The organism is Hymenobacter sp. HSC-4F20, from assembly GCF_019599275.1.
In the GTDB taxonomy this organism is placed as follows: domain Bacteria; phylum Bacteroidota; class Bacteroidia; order Cytophagales; family Hymenobacteraceae; genus Hymenobacter.
In genome coordinates this window covers 1130676-1147771 of sequence record NZ_JAHZTD010000002.1, presented here as the reverse complement: position 1 = coordinate 1147771, position 17096 = coordinate 1130676, and the positions used below count along the sequence as shown (strand labels likewise).

11 protein-coding genes and 1 tRNA gene are annotated in these 17096 nt (G+C 59.0%); 6 read left to right on the top strand and 6 right to left on the bottom strand.

All coding sequences use genetic code 11. The features are described from left to right. Positions 1-157: 157 nt before the first annotated feature. Positions 158-230 (bottom strand) — tRNA-Met (locus tag K3G63_RS14670). Positions 231-584: 354 nt separating this feature from the next. Here K3G63_RS14670 and K3G63_RS14665 point away from each other — a divergent pair. Beyond that, positions 585-1610 carry an alpha/beta hydrolase gene (locus K3G63_RS14665; protein WP_259404449.1) on the top strand — a complete coding sequence of 342 codons (1026 nt, stop codon included), beginning with the start codon at positions 585-587 and terminating at the stop codon, positions 1608-1610. A gap of 111 nt (positions 1611-1721) precedes the next feature. On the opposite strand, the gene K3G63_RS14660 is transcribed toward K3G63_RS14665, so the two are convergent. Further along, positions 1722-3596, bottom strand: a complete 1875-nt coding sequence (locus K3G63_RS14660) for a BamA/TamA family outer membrane protein (RefSeq protein ID WP_220614834.1) — start codon at positions 3594-3596, stop codon at positions 1722-1724. A gap of 337 nt (positions 3597-3933) precedes the next feature. Here K3G63_RS14660 and hemW point away from each other — a divergent pair, with 337 nt between their 5' ends. The 4 genes from hemW (at position 3934) to K3G63_RS14640 (ending at position 7339) form a co-directional block, all read left to right on the top strand. Beyond that, entirely contained in the window at positions 3934-5067 is a 1134-nt protein-coding gene (hemW, locus tag K3G63_RS14655) for a radical SAM family heme chaperone HemW (protein ID WP_220614833.1), read from the top strand. Between the two features lie 184 nt (positions 5068-5251). After that, positions 5252-5734: a hypothetical protein gene (locus K3G63_RS14650; RefSeq protein ID WP_220614832.1), complete on the top strand. Its 483-nt coding sequence runs from the start codon at positions 5252-5254 to the stop codon at positions 5732-5734. 117 nt (positions 5735-5851) lie between these two features. Continuing rightward, positions 5852-6505 carry an alpha/beta fold hydrolase gene (locus tag K3G63_RS14645; RefSeq protein WP_220614831.1) on the top strand — a complete coding sequence of 218 codons (654 nt, stop codon included), beginning with the start codon at positions 5852-5854 and terminating at the stop codon, positions 6503-6505. Between the two features lie 36 nt (positions 6506-6541). Then, positions 6542-7339, top strand: coding sequence for a cyclase family protein (locus tag K3G63_RS14640; RefSeq protein WP_220614830.1), 798 nt, complete (start codon positions 6542-6544; stop codon positions 7337-7339). 216 nt (positions 7340-7555) lie between these two features. Here K3G63_RS14640 and K3G63_RS14635 read toward each other — a convergent pair whose 3' ends face one another. The 4 genes from K3G63_RS14635 to K3G63_RS14620 form a co-directional block, all read right to left on the bottom strand. Continuing rightward, a complete protein-coding gene (locus K3G63_RS14635) occupies positions 7556-7831 on the bottom strand; it encodes a hypothetical protein (RefSeq protein WP_220614829.1) in 276 nt (91 codons plus the stop codon). A 447-nt stretch (positions 7832-8278) separates the two neighbouring features. Further along, complete coding sequence (galK, locus tag K3G63_RS14630; protein ID WP_220614828.1) at positions 8279-9448, bottom strand: galactokinase; 1170 nt, start codon at positions 9446-9448, stop codon at positions 8279-8281. 221 nt (positions 9449-9669) lie between these two features. Further along, complete coding sequence (locus K3G63_RS14625; protein ID WP_220614827.1) at positions 9670-12177, bottom strand: DUF5686 and carboxypeptidase-like regulatory domain-containing protein; 2508 nt, start codon at positions 12175-12177, stop codon at positions 9670-9672. Between the two features lie 217 nt (positions 12178-12394). After that, positions 12395-13378, bottom strand: coding sequence for an NAD(P)/FAD-dependent oxidoreductase (locus K3G63_RS14620; protein WP_220614826.1), 984 nt, complete (start codon positions 13376-13378; stop codon positions 12395-12397). A gap of 318 nt (positions 13379-13696) precedes the next feature. On the opposite strand from K3G63_RS14620, the gene K3G63_RS14615 reads away from it, so the two are divergent. Further along, a complete protein-coding gene (locus tag K3G63_RS14615) occupies positions 13697-17035 on the top strand; it encodes a T9SS type A sorting domain-containing protein (RefSeq protein ID WP_220614825.1) in 3339 nt (1112 codons plus the stop codon). Positions 17036-17096 lie beyond the last annotated feature (61 nt).

The following is a 17096-nucleotide window of genomic DNA, read 5'->3' as shown; positions in this document are numbered from 1 at the left end:
CTAATTGGTATCGTAACCCACTTTGCTTGTGCCTTCCTCTTCTAGGCACAACGAATACGAACGCCAAAAATCCAATCTTAACGTTCTATTAGCGTCCTAAGGACGCAAAATAAAGAGGCCAAGTAACTCATTACGAACTACTTGGCCTCTTATAAGGTAGCGGGGACTGGACTCGAACCAGTGACCTTTGGGTTATGAGCCCAACGAGCTACCAACTGCTCCACCCCGCACTGTTTGGTAATACAAATGTAGTAGGCTTTTTCGGATATCCGCACGAAAGGGTTGTAAATAATGTCGGCAGCCTTCCTTCTGGCTGACTATCAAGGACAAAAAATTAGTGCGAGCAGCGACTGTATTGTAAGTATGTACATGATTATGGGCGAGCTTGTCTGCTGAACAGAGCGCCCCCGTAGAGCAAGCTGTTTTATTCTACTCTTTTTCTTTTCTACACCCTGATGTCTGTTCTGCATTCATTCCCCTCCCTGCGGTGGGCTGCTCCGGTGCTTGCCGGTTTAGCACTTACGGCTTGCAACACGTCCCAAACATCTGAGTCAACCAGCGCTACGGCAACGGCGACTGATACCATGAGCACCGCACCGGCAGTTTCTGCCCCGGCGGCGGGGCCTAAGCCCGTAACGCCAGCTGGCCCGAAGCCCGCCTGGGGCCCTACCATCGCGCCCGAGATGCAAACGGTAATCGAAGCCCTTGCCAGCCTCAACCCCAAGCCCATCGAAACGTTATCGGCGCAGGAGGCCCGGCAACAGCCCGGCGCCAAGGAAGCTGTAGAGAAGGTAATGCGGGACAACAGCATTCCGATGCCGCCCTCCAGCGCCGATACTACCAGCCGCCAGGTGATGCCAGGCGTGAAGGTGCGCATCTATACACCGCGGAATGCTAGTGGCCCGCTGCCCGTAGTAGTATATTACCATGGTGGGGGCTGGGTTATTGCCAACCTCGATACCTACGACGCCTCCGTGCGTGGCCTAGTGGAGAAAACCGGCGCTATTTTCGTGTCAGTGGCCTACCGCCAGGGGCCGGAGCATAAGTATCCTACGGCGCACAACGATTCCTTTGCCGCCTACCAGTGGGTGCTGAAAAACGCCGCCTCCTTTAACGGTAACCCCCAGAAAGTAGCGGTAGCTGGTGAAAGCGCCGGCGGAAACCTAGCCGCCGCCGTGAGCATGATGGCCCGCGACAAGAAGGTAATGCTGCCCAAGCATGAGCTACTGGTGTATCCCATTGCCAGCTACGACCTGAACACGCCTTCCTACCAGAAGAATGCCCAGGCCAAGCCCCTGAACAAGCCCATGATGGCGTGGTTCTTCGATAAGTACTTGCGTGGCACTGCTGATGGCAAGAGCCCGATGATTTCGCTGGTGAACGCCAACCTGAAGGGCATGCCCCCCGCCACGGTCATTACGGCGGAGCTTGATCCCCTGATGAGCGACGGTAGCATGCTGGCCGACAAGCTTAAGGCCGCCGGGGTACCCACCAAATATCAGAACTACAACGGGGTGACTCACGAGTTCTTCGGCATGGCTGCCGTGGTGCCCCAGGCCGCCCAGGCCCAAGACCTGGCCGCGGCCGAGCTGAAAAAGGCGCTTCAATAACTGCTCAACTCAACGAAAAAGCTTCCTCTGCCAGCAGGGGAAGCTTTTTCGTTTATTGGGTTGGTTGCACATCCTTAGGCTAGGGGTAGGGCGGCACTTGTTGCTGATAACTCAGAACCGGCTGGTAATGCCGAAGTGGATTTTACCGGAGTTGAGCGCAAACTTTTGCTGCTGAGTCCGGCCCAGGGCGTACACAAACTGAAATTGCCCTGCGCCAGTGCGGAAGCTCAGGCCAGCTCCTAACCCCGTAGGAGTATCGTGGGGCAGCGGGTCAGCAGGCAGGTTGCGGCGCAGGTAGGCCTGGTCGACGAAGAGAAACAGGTAGGCATCGGACCCAGTGAACTGCCGGAACTCCGCCGTACCGACGGCGTACTGACTGGCGTAGAAGTTCAGCTCATTGAAGCCGCGCAGGGTAGCCAGGCCGCCCAGCCGGAACAAGTCGTTCAAAAACAGGCGCTGGTTTACCAAGGCCTCGCCGCGCAGGCGGGTAAGCAGCACCCCGCTACGCCCCACCCGATAGTAGCGCTCTACGCGCACTCCCAGGCTCACTTGGGTGGAGCGCAGGGTTAAGCCTTCGTAGAGCGCCTCATTCAGATCAGGGTTTTTGCTGATGCGCTTGGTGCCGACGGAGGCCTGCCCACTGGCCAGCATGCCCCGCCGCGGGAAGTACGGGTCGTCGAGCGTGTTCCAAGCGTAGTCGAGGCCGTAAGCGGTAAAGCGAGAGTCGATGTTCTCGGGCAGCACTGTGGCCCGTTTTAGAGTAGAGTCGATTAGGCGGGAGTTGCGCCACTCCACGAAAAACGCCAGCCGGCCGGCGGAGGGTAAGGGGTAGGCCAACTGCAGGCGGGGGCGGGCCGTCAGAAACTGGTCGTTTTGCTTGAGCAGATTGAAGCTGCCGTCCAGCTCCAGCGGCGTCCCGAAAAAAGCCGGGTGCACGTACTGCGCGTCCAGCAACTGGGAGCTGGCATCAAGCTTACGCCACTGCACCCCTAGACCTTTGCCCCCGCCGCTGAGGTTGCGCAGGTTGATGGTCACGTCGCCGGTAATCTGAATGCGCTTCTGCCCCAGGCCCGGGTTAGGAGTAGGCAGCACCCCCACAATGGCATCGAACTGGTTGGCCGTGCGGTCTTCGAGTAGAAAATATACCCGGGCCCGTCCCCGGGCAAAGCGTACTTCGGGCTCGGCCTTGAGGTGAAGGTAAGGCAACTGCCGCAGGCGGCGCGCAGCCTCCCGGATGCGCTGCTGACTAAAGGGCTGGTTGGGCTCAATTTGGAGGTACTTGGTCAGGAAGCGGGCCCGCGTTTTGGTTTTACCTACCACCTGCAACGAATCGAAAGTTACTGCCGGGCCGCGGTGCAAGACTACCCGGCCCTCTACATCGGCCCCGCGTAACACCACCGAGTCCAACCCAATGGTGGCGAAAGGGTAGCCCTGATTTTCGGCTTCGTGAAGGATGTTCTCCTGAAGGCGGGCCCATTCCTGGGGCTGGAAGGGCTGCTGGCGAAACAGTTTTTCGCGGTAGCCGGCCCGGGTCAGCAACCCGTCGCCGAGGTTGCCGTTGCGCAGGCGGGCCCAGCGAAACTTCTCACCTACATAGACCTGCACGCGCAGCGTGTCGTGGCGCCAGCGCAGTTCATCGGCCGAGGCCGTGAGGTAGGCGTCGTTCTGCAGAGCTAGCACCAGGGTCCGCACCTCGCGCAACGCGGCCAGGGAGTCGGGCAACGTGGTGCGGTAGCGGTACGGGCGCAGAATCGGCCGGTCGGCGGCCTCTGCCACTACCTGCAACACTACGGGCCGCACAGGCCGCGTAGGCGGCGCTGGCCGGAGCGCCGCCACGCGCCGCGCTGAGTCGGGCGGCAGGGCCGGTGGCATAGCTGGTAAGGGCGGCGCAGCCGGGTTCAGGGGGGCCACCTGCTGATTCTGGGCCATCAGCCCGGAAGGCAGCGGGAGCAGAAGCAACCAAAGAAAGAAGATGCGGACGGGCATGTAGCAGCAGAAACGCAAAACGCCGCGTTTTCTTTCCCGAAAATACAATAGGCTGCGCCGCCTATAACCGCTCCCCCCTACTTTGTGGTGGCAGAAGCTGCTGGGCCGGGTTTTCGGCTGTACTTTTGTGCCGGGCCCTGCCACCTGCTACCCCCGCAGAGGGTGCCGCACGGGCGACAAACAGGAGGTCCAGCAGTCGGCCTTTTTCACATCCGCCTTCTTGAACAGTGGGCAACTTCCGAGGGTGTAGTTGCTGTTACGGGTTGTTGCGGCGTGGGCTGCTCCCTGCCTGCCACTGGCTAAGCGCTATGCAGGCCACCTTTTTGTTTTTCCTCTGATGCCTGGTCTGTACCTTCATATTCCCTTCTGCAAGCAGGCCTGCCACTACTGCGACTTTCACTTCAGCACGTCCATGGGGCTGAAGAGCCGGCTGGTAGAAGCCCTGACCCGGGAGCTGGCCCTGCGCCGCGACTACCTGGGGCCGGACGCCACGCTCACTACCATTTACTTCGGCGGGGGCACGCCCTCCCTGCTGACGGCGGCGGAGCTGGATGCCATTTTCGAGGCCATCTACCGCCATTTCCCGGTGGCTCCGGATGCGGAAGTTACTCTGGAGGCCAACCCCGACGACCTGACCAGTGCCAAAGTGCGGGAGCTGGCCGCCTCCCCCGTCAACCGACTGAGCATCGGGCTGCAAAGCTTTCACGAGCCTCATTTGCGCCTCATGAACCGGGCCCACTCGGCCCTGGAGTCGCGGGCGGGCGTACTACGGGCCCAGGCAGCCGGGTTCGAGAACATTTCGGTAGATTTAATTTACGGCGTGCCCGCCCCCAGCCATCAGCTTTGGGAAGAGGATATGGCCGCCGTGTTTGCGCTGGGGGTGCCCCACCTGTCCTGCTATGCCCTCACCATTGAGCCCGATACGGTGTTCGGGCGCCAACTGAAGAAGGGCAAGTTTACGGCCCCGCCCGATGAGTTCGTGGCCCGGCAGTTTGAGCTGCTGCTCGCGGAAATGACCCGCCACGGCTACGAGCAGTACGAAATCAGTAATTTCTGCCAGCCCGGCCGCGAGTCGCGCCACAACTCGGCCTACTGGCGCGGGGTGCCCTACCTGGGGCTGGGGCCGAGCGCCCACTCCTTCAATGGCCACAGCCGCCAGTACACCGTGGCCAACAACCCACAGTACGTGGCTGCCGTGCTGGAGCAGGGGCAGGTGCCGGCCACCGTGGAGCACCTCAGCCCCCAGGACCAGGCCAATGAGTACCTGATGACCAGCCTGCGCACCGCCCACGGCTGCGACCTGCGCCACCTGCACCAGGTCCTGGGCGTGGACCTGCTGGCCCAGCGGGCGGCCTACCTCACGGAACTACAAGCCACCGGCCTGGCCACGCTGACGGACCAGGTGCTGCGCCTCACCACCCCAGGCAAGCTGCTGGCCGACCACATTACGCTGGAGTTATTTCAGGGCTAAGAGCGAGGTAGCACAACGCTAGAAAAGCAGGAAGTGTAGCCGCGCCGGATACACCCCGCCGGGAAAACTGCTAATTTCCCGTCCTTCCCGCCCGCAGTAGCCGCGGCAGCCCTCTTGAGTGGGTGCCGCCGGGGTGTTGCCCGCCAATGGGTAGCCCTACTGCTTCTTGTTTAAATCCGTGAGTATGAGAAGACTAATTGACGCCCTGGCCGACGACACGGATTTCTTTATCGAGCAGGTGCAGATAACAGCCATTGTGTTCGATAACTCCGACGACGTTACCATCTGGGCTACTACCTATTTCGACCAGGAATCCCACTTCTTTCACCTGGGCCTGCCCTTCCAGCAGCTCGATCTGTTACTGCGCCTGGCCGGCTCCCGCGCCGAGGCGCTCCAGGAAGACATTGCCGATGCCCTGGCAACGGTGCACGAGTGGCCCTGTCTGCTGGAGTATAATACCGAAGCCGACCCGCCCGTGCCTCTGCCCAACGTGGCCCTTAAGCTTTCCTGTACCTACCCCGCCGATGAGCCCTACGAGGAAGGTGACGAAGACGAAACCTTCGACATCAGGATGGACGCCGACAGCGAGGAAGCCGCCGAGTATGAGGGCAGCCAGCCGCACAACATCTTTTACCTGGAAGGCGTGTTCCTGCGCATTGAGCCCTAAAGGAGGGCTAGTGGAATGCTGAGCCTTGTATCTGGCTGATGCGGAATTATACCGTAGTGCGCCGGTGGAGCTCCAACCTCAGCCGTACGTTGGTTCGCCGTCTTATCAATTTGCTGCATGTTTTACCTTTTGCCTGGTTTAGGGGCCGACGAGCGGGTGTTTCAGAACCTGCTGCCGCTGCTGCACGGCCCTGTGCGGGTGCTGACCTGGCTGACGCCGGAGCCCGACGAAACCCTGCCGCACTACGCTGCCCGCATGGCCAAGAACATTCCGCCAGAGGCGGAAGGGCTGCTGGTGGGGGTGTCGTTCGGGGGAGTAGTGGGGCTGGAAATCAACCGGCTGCGGCCCCGGTTGCGCACCGTGCTGATCAGCAGCATCCCCGATGCCAGCTGCCTACCCCCGCTGCTGCGCCTGATTCGGGCTACGGGCGTGTACCGGTTGGTGCCGCCGCACTTGCTGAAGCTGTTTCCGCGGCCGGGGCAGTGGTACTTCGGGGTGAAAAACGGGGAGGAGTACCGCCTGTTCAAGCAGATTCTGCAGGACATGGAGCCGGTCTACACCCGCTGGGCCATCGACCGGCTTTTGCACTGGGATAGTACCCAGGTAGGCCGCAGCATCCAGATTCTGGGCACCCACGACCGGGTGTTTCCGCCCGGGCCTACCCCCGTGGAATACCTTATCCGCGGCGGCGGGCATTTCATGGTGCTTAGTCATGCCGGAGAAATCAGCCGGATTCTAAACCAGTTAGCTCAGGAGATACTTCCTGAGTAAGCGCGGCAGCTTTCCCTCTTCATTTTCTCTCACTTCATGCTGGCTACCTACCCCTATCACCAACTCTCGTTTGCCTTCGACCCCGCGGCTCCGCTCGATATTTCTCTACCCCTAGCGCCGGGAGAGCAGCAGGTGAACTGCTTCTGGGCCGAGCCGGTGCAGTTTGAGGTAATTCAGGTGGGCAGCTTTGTCGGGAGCGTAGCGGCAGGCGGCAGCACCAACTACCAGCGCGTGCACCTGACGCCCCACGGCAATGGCACGCATACGGAATGTTACGGGCACATTTCCCCCCATCCGGAAGCTACCCTTAACCGCTGCTTACGCCGCTTCTTGTTCGTGGCCCGGCTGATTTCGGTGCCCGCACGAACCCAGGCCAACGGCGACGAGGTAGTACTTCTGGAGGATGTGCGGCGGGAGCTAGACCGGGGCGCGCATGCCGGTCTGCGGCCCGAGGCCCTGATCTTGCGGACCCTGCCCAACCTGCCGGCCAAGCGCACCCAGCACTACTCCGGCACCAATCCTGCTTATCTGGAGCCAGCCCTGGCCCACTACCTGGCAGAGCAAGGTGTAGACCATCTGTTGCTCGATCTGCCCAGCGTGGACCGGGAAGAGGACGCCGGCCAACTGCTCGCCCATCATGCCTTCTGGCGCTACCCCCACGCTACGCGCACGGGGGCTACCATCACGGAGCTGATTTTCGTGCCCGATGCCGTGGTAGATGGCCTCTACCTGCTCAGCCTGCAAGTTACAAGCCTGGAGCTGGACGCCAGCCCGAGCAAGCCCGTGCTCTACGCCCTGCGCACCCCCGCCACCCAGCCCCAGCAAGAGGCCTGAAGACACGTGTGGTTCGGCCGCCTCTGATGGGGCAACCGGACAACGGCTTACTCGGGCAAGCTACAACGTGGCGTTGAGGTGAGACGCCGAGGAGCACACATGCCAATCAGGCGGAGGCCGTGAGTTCCGACTGGAAGTTACGCACCTCTGTAAACAGCAAACGGCCCCCGCCAGGTAGCAGGGGCCGTTTGCTGTTTACTAAGTGAAAGGTGAAATCTAGTTCAGCCACACGGTGAGCAGCATTTCAAAGCGGTGGGGGCCGTAGGCGTTATAGTAAGGCGCTTCGCCTTCGAAGCCCAGCACATGCACTAGCGGAATGCCCTCGGTGCGCGAGTCTACCACGCGCACGGGGTAGAGACGGCCTTCCTCGGGCCAGTCGCCTACGTGGTTGTAAGGGCGCTGGCTGGCATCGATGCAGCGGGCATAGTCAATGAAAGGCGCGTGACGGGTGGCTTCCGCCAGCGTTAGGTTGGCAACTTCGTACTTAGGCATAAGGTGTCAGTCAGAGGAAAGGGCCAGGCGCTACCCCACCGGATGCCGGGTAACTGCCTGAGCCAGTTGGTAAGTAGCGTTGAGCTTTGCGCGCTCAATATGCCAAAGGTACGGGCTCCGTGCAAGTCTCACTACCAAAGGCGGGGCTAGTGGTCCAACGCCCGTGGCCTCCGGATTGTTCGGCCGAAGGACAGCAAAATCTGTTATCAAACGAAGAACCTTTCTATCATCCAACCTGGTCTTCGATGAAAGCAATAGCCCTTTCTGCACCAGAGTCATCTCTTACCGCTACCGGTTCCGTACCCGTGCCGACCTAGTGGGTATAAGTTGCTAGCCAGCTACTTACGCATAGCTGGCTGCCGCCCGCTGCTAGCTCGGTGTTGCCCGCTGAAAAGCCGGAAGCGGCCTGCACCAGTACTACTGCCTAAGCCAGGTCACCGGCGGGCGTTACACCTCCGCTGGCCCCGCCCAGAGTCCCACACCGGCCACAATGGTAGCCGAGTAGGTTTCCAGGGGGAGCCCTAATTGCTGCTGGTAGGCGGCCTTCTGGTGGGCGATAAATGAGTCTACCTGCTCGGGGGAAATCAGGTTAATAGTGCAGCCACCAAAGCCGCCGCCCATCATGCGGGCCCCGAACACACCGGGCGCAGTCTGGGCCGCCGCCACCAGCACATCCAGCTCCCGGCAGCTCACCTCGTACTGGTCGCGCAGGCCGGCGTGGGAGGCGTACATTTCCTGCCCGAAGGCCTGTAGGTTGCCGGCCAGCAGGTGGTGGCAGGCCGCTTCTACCCGCAGGTTTTCTTCGACCACGTACAGGCAGCGGCGGTACACTACCTCGCCCAGCTCCTCGCGCAGGGCCTGCACCTGCTCCCGGGTAGCGTCGCGCAGACTTTGCACGGCGGGGTAATGCTGCTGCAAAATGGTAACGCCCCGCTCGCACTCCTGGCGGCGGGTGTTGTACTCCGAGCTGGCCAAAGAGTGCTTCACCCCGGAGTTGCAGAGCACAATGTGGCAGGCCGAGGTATCAAAGGGAAAGTACTCGTATGCCAGGGAGCGGCAGTCCAGGCGTACCACCTGCCCCGCCTGCCCGAACAGACTGGCGAACTGGTCCATGAGGCCTGATTGTACGCCGGCAAACTCGTGCTCGGCTTTCTGGGCCATGTGAGCCAGCGTCATCCGGTCCAGCTGGGTTTCCAGCAGCTGGTCCAGGGCAAAGGCCAGCCCACACTCCACCGCCGCCGACGAGGACATGCCCGCCCCCATCGGAATGGTGCCCCCGAAGACGCAGTCGAAGCCCGGCACCTGAATGCCTCGCTTCTGAAACTGGGCTACTACCCCTAGCAGGTAGTTGGCCCATAAGGTTTTGCTGCGCTGCACCCCGTTGGTGGCCACTGAAAAGGTCTTGTCCAGATCGTGGGCCACCAGCTGGATGGTGTCGGTCTGGTTTAACCCTACGGCGAAGTAGATTTCCTTGTCCACGGCGGCGGGCAGCACGAAGCCACCATTGTAGTCGGTGTGTTCCCCAATGAGGTTCACGCGGCCGGGGGCGCGCACCAGCAGAGGCTCGTGCTGAAAACGTTGACGGAAGGCAGTGGCAATGGCTTGGGCTAGCAGCATAGAAACAGAAGACGGTTAGGAGGAGGCAGAATAGCCGATGCCGCCCTGCAAAGCAGCCCCGGCAACCCGGCGTAGAGACTGGTACGAGAAACCAACCAATTTCGCTGCTGCGGAAGGAAACGCAACCGTGGCTGCTACCCTTGCCGGTTCAGGAAGTAGTTTCTACCCGCTATATCCGCTAGGGATTTCGCCGCTGGCCCGTCCGTCAACTGGTGCGGGCGCTACAGCTTGAACTGGAAGCTTACCTTCACTCCAAACGTGCGGGCACCAGGATTTTGCCGGTAGGTGAGGCGGTGCAGGAAATCAACCCGGGCTACCTTGAAAATATTCTCTACCCCGTAGCCTACCTCGGCGTAGGGCGTGCGGCCCAGAGGGCGGAAGGAGGGCAGCGGACCGCCATTGATGGGATCTTCCTGGGGGATGATACGCCGGTTGGACTCTCGTACGCTACCCCAGAGCAGGTTGCCAGTAGCCACCAGCCGCCAGTTAAGCTGCTTGATGGCTGGCAAGGAGTTGAGGAGAAATCCATCGAACTGATTTTCCACCCGAAACGCCACGTACTGGTCGCTGACAAACTCAAAGTAGCGCATCAGGTTGAAGGCCCCGGCGTTGTAAAACGGCGACTGGTTGCCCAGGTGAGTTTTGAGTACCGGGTAAGGCACTGTGCTTGGGATATAGCCGGCATCGAGGCGGTAGTCGGTGCGGCCCAGCTGGCCCAGGCGCAGGCTTTGGTCGATGAGCAGGTTGAGCTTGTGGTAGCGGAAATCAGAGCCCAGCACGTCGTCGACGCCCAGAGTGTAGCGCACCGTAAACACCGGCCAGCGCTTCACCCCAATGGCCGTGCGGCGGTTCTGGTTGTTTTCCACCAGCACTTCGTCGCGGGCATAACGCGACTCCAGCACAATCTCCGCGAGGTCGAAGTGGTCGGTGGTGGGCGAGCCGGGGTGGGGCTCCTGGGTATAGTAGGCAAACGGATACAGCGGCCGAAACTGCTGGTGGCGCACCATCACGCGCTGGGTAAACCCCCGGAACAGATCCGACTGCAGGGCCACCGTGGTCAGGTCGCGGCGTAGCGGGCGGCTGCTGCTGATGTCGCCCAGGCGGGCCGAGGCCTCGAACAGCGGGTTTTCCAGGGCGTAGTCGTTGTCCAGTAGGGCTACTTGGTCCAGGTCGTGGCGATGCTCGAAGTTGGCTACCGTCCAGCGGCGCCGGTCCAGCACGCGCTGCACCCGCAGGCCGTACTTGAAGCGACCGTCGCGGGTGCCGTAGGCCAGGTAGGAGCGCAGCAGCCAGTCGCGGCTCAGCTCGGGGGTAGTACGGAATCCCACCCGGAACCGGTGGCCCTCAATACTGTTGAAGCTATACGCCGTCAGGATGGGGCCTAGGTCCAGCTTGCCCAGGCGGTAGTAGCCGTTCACGGCTACATCGGCCAGCTCCAGCAAGGAGCGCACGGCCGGCAGCTGGCGCACTGAGTCCAGCACCATCAGGGTGGCCTGCTCCTGGCGGCTGAGCGAGTCAGGCCGGTTTTTGTCGAAAAAGTCCTTGGGTCCGTCAAAGGCCGTGGCTGCCGTTTCCAGGGGCCGGTCGTAGAAGGGCAGGGGCTTAGGCTGGTTCACTACGAAGCCCGAATTGACGGTGGTGAAGCGGGCCAGCACGCCGGTGCTGCCTTTGGTGGGCTTGATGCCGATAATTACGCGGGTGCGGCGGGGCAACTCCGCCCCGGCTGCCGTGGGCGCCATTTCCTGGTACACCCGAATCTGCTCCACAAAGTTGAGGTTGGCCTCGGGACTAACACTCAGGTCTAGGCGGCGCAGGGCGTAGGTGTCGGCCGTTATCCAGATGGTACCGGAAAAAGCCAGATCGTGGGGGCGGCGGGGCACTACTCCAATCTGGTAGCAGAAGTCTTGGCCCAGCATCACCGAGTCCTGCAACTCGTACTCGTAGGTGAACTTCCAGCCGTCGGCAATGGGCGAAATGAAGTCTTTGCCCAGCAGCTGCTGCCAGTTGCGGTAAAAGTCCCAGTCCTGGAACGAGGAACCCATAATCTGCGACACCACCGAGCCTTCCCGGGGAGCCGCCCCGCGCATCTGCGTCTGCTGAATTTCCTCCCGTCGGCGCAGCGGGTCGTTGTTCTGGTAAAAGCGCGAAAGTACTTCGGAGGCAAAGATGGGTACCACGGGCTTGCCCTGCGCGTCGCGGGCCACCCCCAGGCTGTCGGCTACCTGAGCCATCTGGCGCAGTACTTTGCGGCGGCTCAGTTGATCAGGCAGGTTGTTGAGCGACACTTCCGTACGGTTGTAGCTCTGGAACTCAAAGGCCCGGAGGTGGCGCTTGTCGTTACGGGCTTTGTGCTGCTGTACTCGCCGCAGTATGGCGTAGGCCGGATTCTCGCTGGGCCGCACGACCACTTCACCCAGCGACACGCTCCCGCTGCCCAGCGTAAAGTTGATAGTCTGGCGCTCAGCCGCCGTTACTTTCTTCTTTTGGGCAGCAAACCCAATAGCCGAGGCCACCAGCGTATCCACGGGCCCGCTGGCGGTGAGCTGGTAGCGGCCATTATCGTCGGCGGTGGTGCCCTGGCTGGTGCCGCGCACAAACACCGAGGCAAACGGCACCGGCTGCCCAGTAGCCGCCTCCGTGACCTGGCCGCTGAACACCACCCGCTGGGCCCAGGCTACGGGCGCGCCTAGCAGCAGAAGCAAGCAAAGCAGCAAAAACACACCTTTCATAATGCACCAGGTATACGGCCAGTTGGGCGGAAGATCGGTAACAAGATACTGGTTAGCACTGCACCACAAAGCAGGCCCCGTCAGAAAGTTGTCGGCTTTATTGCTTTTGACGCCAGAAACCCAGCCGGCGTACCCACGTGGATATGCTGGCCGGGTTACGTGTGGCTGGTTTCGCGAAAGGAAGCCGAATGCCGTGGGCGCACGAGGGGAGCAGCCTCTACTTCGGGCATTCCTCGCGGGTGAGGGTTTCGTTGATGCTGATGGCGGCGGCGCTACCCTCGGCAGCGGCCAGAATAGCCTGCTGGGTGCCCGGGGTTGTGTCGCCGGCCGCGTACAGGCCCCGGACGGTGGTTTGTTGCTTTTTATCGACCCAGATGGCGCCCTTGCTGGTGAGGCGGCAACCGGCCTGCTCGGCCAGTGGACTGCGCTGGTGCTGGTGGGCGTGCACGAATACGGCCGTGCGCGCCAGCTTCTCCCCCGAGGCAAACACAATGTGGCGCAACTCGCCGGTGGGGGTGCCTTCCAGCCGCAGCACGGGCTCCTCGCGCACCTGAATTTTCTGCTGCCGCAGCCGCCGCCGGGCGTTTTCGGTCAGGAAGCCGGGCCCATCGATGCAGGCTACTACATCCTTGCTCCAGCGGCTGACCAGCAGGGCCAGGCCAGTTACCATCTTGGCCCGCCCGTACACGGCCAGGGGCTGGTCGCGCACTTCCCAGCCGTGGCAGTAGGGGCAGTGGAGCACCCCGCGGCCCCATAGCTCCCGCATGCCATCCAAAGGAGGTAACTCGTCTTCTACTCCAGTAGCCAGTAGTACCTTGCGCGCCGTCAGGGTGGAGCTGCGCCCGGTAGGGCCCTCCAGCGTCAGGACAAACAAGTGGCCCTGCACCACCACGCTCAACACCCGCGCCACCCGAATCTCGACGGTAGCGTACGGGGCCAGCTGCTCGCGGCCCAGGTGTAGCAAATCGGCCGGCTGGGTTCCGTCGCGCGTGAAGAAGCCTTGTACTGCCGGGGAGGGGGCATTGCGGGGGGAACCTCCATCCAGCACCACTACTTTGCGCAGGCAGCGGCCCAGCACCAGGGCGGCACTCAGGCCGGCGCTGCCAGCCCCCACAATGGCAACGTCAACATCAGTAAGTGGTTGGGACGGAGGCCGGTGGCGCGACATATACGACTTGAAAATAATTATGGTAGGTGGCAAAATCAACCGGAAGGTCACGGAGGTTGCTTGCCGTATACGAGGATAGAAATATTAAGACAACTAGGGAGTATCCTTATGATAGTACAGATAAGCAGGAGAAATTGATATAGTACAAAATCAATAAATTATATAGTTATCCTATTCCCTGGTTGGGAAACATTTTACTATGTTGTAGAAATATATAAATTTTTACAGCTTTTCAAGCTAAAATGTTGAGGGTTAGCGGCTCTGTCAATTTGAGAATGTACTTTTGTCAAGCTGGGAATGTGCCATGCAGGTACAAATGGCGTGAAGTCATGTTCTTCAAATATCAGTATTATGAAACAACGCTTACCAATTTGGGCGGCAACGCTGGGAAGTCTACTTCTGGGAATTGGAGGAAACCAAGCAGTTCAGGCTGAGGGGTCAAAACAGCTTACTCCTAACCGTAGCGGTACACCTACTGCCTTAACAGACCCTGCTAATACCATTGCAGGATATCTGATACACGATAGCTCAGCACCTTTCGATGTTTCACGGAAGTTTTTGAAGCCGGGTGCTCCGGATGCCGAGCGGTTATTCATCCGAATGAAGCCAGGGGAAACCTTGTACTATGGCTTACAGCGCACTAGTGTAGGAGGAGGTAACCAAAGCGACCTAATTGTCACTATAAAATATAAGGATGCGTCTGGGGTAGAGCAGATTGCGGCTACTACTACGCTTCTTCGGAACACTAGCAGCACTAGCCAAGCTACGTTACAAGCGCAACCTGGCGTAATTAGTACTGCTGCTCAAAATCAAGCAGGGCCCAAAACGGCCGCAAACCCTACAGGATATGATGCTCTTACGGTAGCATATCCAGCTACGGCAACCGGGACACGTGACTACTGGGTGGAGCTTACGCAGGTTGGAGAAAGCGGACTAGCAGCGGCAGTAAAACGCTCCTACTATAATTTTTGGGATTTTACGGTGCTTAGCGCTACGGGGCAGGAGCAAACCGGGCGCTTGTTTAGCAAATTCTGGGCGTTTACTTCTGGCGCTTCGGGAGGTACGGGCTACGAAAACCGGCTATCAGCAGACTTTAGTTTGTTTACGCTGGTACCCAGCGTGCAAGATGCAACCCGCTTCTTTGTGAAAGAAGTAGAACTAGCCGGTATGCGTCCGGTTGACTTCTTCTTTGTCGCTAACTCCAAAGGCACAAATACAGCAGGTGCTTTCGAGGAGAGCCGTAAGAGTGTGAGTGGAGCTTCAGCTTCATCAGAGTATAACAACTTCGTAAATAATCCGGACCCGACCCTCTGGCCTTCCGCCGCCGCACCAGTGTTTACAAGAACTGCCAAAGCGTTCTGTAACCCTACCACGGGACAAGGAGGCGTGGCCTTTACTACCACGAGCGGAGAGCAAGGCTCTGTTAACGTGCTGATTGACCTCAACGGCAATGGCATTCAGGATACCAATGACGTTCTGCTCACACAGAACGTATTAGCCAATACGCCTGCTACCATCGTTTGGGATGGTAAAGATAAATCAGGTGCTACCGTTGCTATTGGTACTACCATTACGCTGTCCTTTACCAGCTTTGGTGCGCCTGTCAACTATCCACTGTATGATGCCGAGGGTAACCCAGATGGCTTGCGTATCCAGAACGTGCGTCCTACTTCGGGAGCTGGGCAGTATTTCGACCGTCTGTATTGGGATGATACGAACCTAAACGCCACGAACTTCCCTGTACGCTCAAGCCTCAACGGCCAAGTTTCAACATTGGGCGTACATACTTGGGGTAATACAACCAACGCAATTGGCGATGGTCTAACTATCAATACGTGGAGCTACGGCTTTATCACGCCCATCGACCAAGTTTACGTCTATCAGTATGTCTGCGATAATGACGGAGACGGTATTACTGACGCCTCTGACCTAGACGATGACAACGACGGTATTCTGGATACCCACGAAACCTACAGCGTAAATCCACAAACCGTTAGTGGAGGTACCCTGGTATACCTCGACGCAGCATATATCCACCCCATCTTTGGTCGCTTCCGCGACCTAAACACTGATGGTATCAATGACTGGTTTGATACTGACCTAGACGGCGTGCCAAACCACTTCGACCTGGATGCAGATAACGATGGCATTGCTGACGCGGTAGAAGCCAACGGAAACGTGGTGCCCACCCAGACCTTCACGCAAACTGTCGGAACAACTGCTAATGGCTACACAGTTACCAGCTCCTACGATGCAGCCAAGGCTTGTTACGTTGGAACTGCCCGGAGACGATCTGACAACACTGATATCTCAGCGGCATTCGCTACGGCGGGTATCGGGGTTGGGGTCGGAAAGAACGGATTGCCCGACGCTATTGAAGGAACTTTGGTTGCTTATGGTGGTAACCGAACTACTCCCACTCTAACCACGGAAAGCACTACCCCCACGAGCAAGTACGTGCTGACGGACAACGACAACGACACGTTTACGGCAAACTCTATCACGGCTTCCAATTACAACTTCCTGGATGTTGATTCTGATAACGATGGTATTTCGGATGAAATAGAGGCCCTGTCTACCGCAACCTATACTGCTCGTAAAGGACAGGCAAACTTTACCGCTGATACAGATGAGGATGGTTTGCGTGATGCCTACGACGGCGATAATGGAGGTACTACCATTGGCACAGTTGTGAACATGGACGGCGACCTTTTAGCGGATATGTTTGATTTGGACTCAGACGGCGACAATACGACCAAGGCTACCTTACCCATCTACCAGCAGACTGCTGACTGGACGGAGGGTTTCGACACCAGCGGTAGCGGCCAAGCAGGAGATGAAATTCTGGCAAAAGCCCGTTTGTTCGCGATAAACAATCCAAGCAAAGCCAGCTATTATGTGGTTACCACCAATAGCACTGGTTTTGGGGGAACCACAATGTCCGCTTTCTTGCAGGATGCCAACAGCAACGGAATCCCCAATTTCCTGGATCGGACCAGCACCTACTACCACGACGACAATTTTAACGGCCTAGTAGATATATATGACCCCGCCTATGGTGGGGCATCCTCCACGGCCCCTAAGGCTTCGGCCAGCGCAACGGAAGCTATATTCCGGACGAATACCGCTCAAACGCCTTTGCCTGTAGTACTTACGCTCTTCACCGCAGAGGCACTCAATGCAGATGCAATACTGCGCTGGACTACGTCGCAAGAGCTAAACAACTCCGGTTTCGACGTGGAGCGCTCAGCTGACGCCAAAGTCTTTGTAATTGTAGGTTCCGTCACCGGTCAAGGCACTACAACTAAGCGCACTGATTACAAATTCTCTGATAGAGGCATTGGTAACCGCGCTGGTACGTGGTATTACCGCCTGCGCCAGCAGGACCTGGACGGCAAAGTAGTATATAGTGGAGTGAATACAGTAACGTTCCGCGGTAACTCATTAGCCGGTACAGCAGTAATTGCTCCTAACCCTGTTACTAGCCAAACGATGGTAGATTTGACGGCATTGCCAGCTGGTAGCTATACTGTCGAAGTACTGGGGATGGAAGGACGCAAACTGCAAACCCTACGGATGCAGGGTGGAGAAGCAACTTCTTTTGTCAATGCTATTTTACCGCAGGGTGTTTACCTAGTGCGTATCACGGGCAGTAACTTCGCACAAGTAGTAAAGATTGTAAAGGAGTAAACAAAGCCTCGGGCCAGTAAGCTCGGTGAAGTGAAAGACTATTTGATGCAATAGAAGTCGC